Here is a 3293-nt window from a genome sequence, read left to right as displayed (position 1 = left end):
CCGGACCAGGCGGCGCGGCGGTGGGCGCCGGCATCGCGATGACTGACCTCGCCGGTCGTCGTCTCGTCACCGAGCCGGCGCCGGGTGCGGGCGAAGAACGCGACAGCAACCACGACCGGGGGGACCACGACGAGGAAGACCCAGCGCCAGGAGAAGGTCTGGGTCAGCCAGGCGGCGATGGACGGGCCCACCAGCGAGGGCAGCACCCATGCTGCCGACATGAGCGAGAACAGGCGCGGGCGAACGCTTTCGGGATAGACGCGGGCGGCGATGACATAGAGCATCACGACGAGCAGGCCGCCCCCCAGACCGGTGACGACACGGCCGACGAGGAAGATGGGATAGCTCGTCGCCAGCCCGCAGATCGCGCTGCCGACGGCGACCAACCCCTGACCGGCGAAGGTGCCGGGGAGCGGACCGCTGCGGTCGGACCAGACGCCGGCGAGGACGATGCCGAGCAGCTGTGCGGTCAGCATGACCGAGAACGCCAGGCCGTAACCGCGCACGGCCCTGAGCTCCCGGGCCACGTCGGGCATCGCGGTCGAGACCGACATCGCTTCGAAGGCGACGATCGTGACCATGGCGAGGACCGCGACGGTGATCTCGCGATAACCAGCCGACAGGGGGACGGGGTCACGACCCACAGCGGTGGAGGTCACAGGGGGGTGCCCCGCTCGGCGAGCACGTCACGCAGGATGTCGATGTGGTCGGTGACGATCCCGTCGACGCCGAGGTCCAGCAGCCGGTGCATCTGGGTGGCATCCTCGGTGGACCACGAGTGGAACCACACGTGCACATGCTTGCCGAGCCGGTGGGCGACCGAGACCACCTCCCGCGTCGCGAGTGGGATGAGCCGACCCCGGATCTTGTGCTCCATGGGGATCTGCAGGGCCGGCGCCGGGGTGTGGAGCAGCCGCGAAAGTGGCTGTGGCGCAAGGCGAAGCGCGCCCACGCCGACCTGGCCGGCGCTCGTCGCCAAGCGCGGGCCAAGGGCACGGCGGGCCGCACGCAGGCGACGCTCGGAGAAGCTGCCGATGCAGACCCGGTCGATCACGCCCATCCGTCGGATCAGTTCCAGCGTGGGACCGAGGGCCTGGTCGGCCTTGATGTCGATGTTGACCCGGGTCTCGGGGAACTCCTCGAGCAGCTCTCCCAGGGTGGGCACCGCCTCACGGCCACCGATGAGCGCTCCCCGCACCGCGGCATACGGTTGGTCGGCGATCCGTCCGGCGGTGTCGGTGACCCGGTCGAGGTGGTCGTCGTGGAAGGCGACGACGATGCCGTCGCGGGTGGCGTGGACGTCGGTCTCGAGGTAGCGGTAGCCCATGTCGACCGCCTGACGGAAAGCGGCGATGGTGTTCTCGATGCCGAGGTTGGGGTGGTATGCCGCGCCGCCCCGGTGGGCGAGGCCTGTCGGGGTGGGCCCGTCGAAGTAGGCGTAGTCCCTGGCCCTCATCGGTCGTGACCGGTGGGGAGCCGCAGCCAGACGGTGGTGTCGGTGGGGACGCGACCGTCATCGAGCGGGCCGCTGGAGATGATGACGTCACCGTTCGGGAGGCTGGCGGGTTCGTCGCCGAAGTTGGTGAGGCACAGCACTGTTCGCGTGCCGTCGCCCGAGGTGTTGGTGAAGGCCAAGGCCTCCGGGCCGTCGAGCTCGTGCCAGGCGAGGGCGCCATGCCCGAAGCGATGCTTGCGCCGGTAGGCGAGCAGGTCGCGGTAGAGGCTCAGGGTGGACCCGGGGACGCCGTCCTGCTGGTCAACGGCCAACGCGGCATACGCCTCGGGTTGGGGGAGCCACGTCTTCGCGGAGGGCCCGAACCCGAGGGAAGGCTCGTCCTTGGCCCAGGCCATCGGCACGCGGCATCCGTCGCGGCCGAGGGCGAACTCGTCGGTGCCCTTGGTGCGGTGGAAGATCGGGTCCTGGCGCCATTCGTCGGGCATCGTCGTGTGCTCGGGCAGGCCGAGCTCCTCGCCCTGGTAGACGTAGGCGCCTCCGGGGAGGGCGAGCATCATCGTCGTCGCCGCGCGGGCCCGCCGCAGGCCGAGCTCGGGGTCCGGCTGTGGGTCGTCGGCGCCGATCCCGTTGGGACGGTAACCCTCTTGGGCGACGGCCAGGCGCGTCGCGTGGCGAAGGACGTCGTGATTGGAGAGCACCCAGGTCGTCGGCGCGCCCACGGCGTCGTTGCTGCGATAGGACTCGGTGATCACATGTCGGTAGCCCGCGGGATCCCAGCGGGTGTCGAGGAACTCGAAGTTGAAGGCCTGGTGCATCTCGTCGGGGCGGACGTATCTGGCGAGGGCCTCCTCCGGCTGCACCCAGGCCTCGGCGCAGAGGATGCGCTCGGAGTCGGGGTCGCCGGGGACGGTGTACTCGTCGAGGATGCGCCGCCAGCGGCGGTAGATGTCGTGGACACCGTCCTGGTCCCACATCGGCATCCGGTGGCCCGGGGCGTTCTCGGCGGTGTGCATCGAGCCCGTGGTGTCGGGGAAGGTCTGGTCCTTGACCAGCCCGTGCGCGACGTCCACCCGGAAACCGTCGACGCCGCGGTCGAGCCAGAAGCGCAGGATGTCGTCGTACTCGGCGCGAACCTCCTCGTTCTCCCAGTTCACGTCCGGCTGGGTGGTGTCGAAGATGTGGAGGTACCACTGCCCGGGCGTGCCATCGGGGTCGGGGACACGACTCCAGCCGCGGCCACCGAAGACGCTGCGCCAGTTGTTCGGGGGGAGGTCGCCGTGCGGGCCGGCCCCCTCGCGGAAGATGTAACGGGCGCGCTCCGGGGAGCCGGGCTCGGCGGCGAGCGCGGCCCGGAACCACTCGTGCTCGCTGCTCGTGTGGTTGGGCACGAGGTCGACCAGGACCTTGAGCCCGAGGGCGTGAGCGGTGTCAATGAGCACTTCCGCGTCGTGCAGCGTGCCGAAGCGTGGGTCGATGTCGCGGTAGTCGGCGACGTCGTAGCCGGCGTCGTTCATCGGTGAGACATAGAAGGGGGAGAGCCACACCGCGTCGACGCCGAGGTCGCGCAGGTAGGGCAGGCGCGCCGTGATGCCCGGCAGGTCGCCGATGCCGTCACCGTCGCTGTCGCTCCAACTGCGCGGATAGATCTGGTAGATCACCGCGTCCCGCCACCACGGGCTGTCGGGCGAGTCGGCCGGGTGGACCAGGTCGGGGAGGGCAGGTGCGTCGGTCACCCGCCCCACTTTTCCGTATGCCGCGCACGTCACCAAACGCCGCGCGGACAGATCTCGCTCGCAGACTCAGGTATGGGTGTGGTCGGCTGCGAGTTGAGTTCCGG

General features: G+C 70.2%; 3 protein-coding genes. All 3 read right to left on the bottom strand.

Features of this window, described 5'->3' with window-relative positions:
• Nucleotides 1–659: MFS transporter (locus BN10_RS12705; protein WP_156917229.1), on the bottom strand; the 659-nt coding region annotated here is incomplete at its 3' end.
• Nucleotides 656–1456, bottom strand: coding sequence for a glycerophosphodiester phosphodiesterase family protein (locus tag BN10_RS12700; RefSeq protein ID WP_010851653.1), 801 nt, complete (start codon nucleotides 1454–1456; stop codon nucleotides 656–658). The genes BN10_RS12705 and BN10_RS12700, both read right to left, overlap by 4 nt.
• On the bottom strand, nucleotides 1453–3189 hold the full coding sequence (locus tag BN10_RS12695) for a glycoside hydrolase family 13 protein (protein WP_051369697.1): 1737 nt from the start codon (nucleotides 3187–3189) through the stop codon (nucleotides 1453–1455). The genes BN10_RS12700 and BN10_RS12695 overlap by 4 nt, the downstream gene beginning before the upstream one ends.
• Nucleotides 3190–3293: the final 104 nt, after the last annotated feature.

The organism is Phycicoccus elongatus Lp2 (assembly GCF_000367525.1).
Classification (GTDB): domain Bacteria; phylum Actinomycetota; class Actinomycetes; order Actinomycetales; family Dermatophilaceae; genus Phycicoccus_A; species Phycicoccus_A elongatus.
This window is presented reverse-complemented; position numbering and strand designations above follow the sequence as displayed.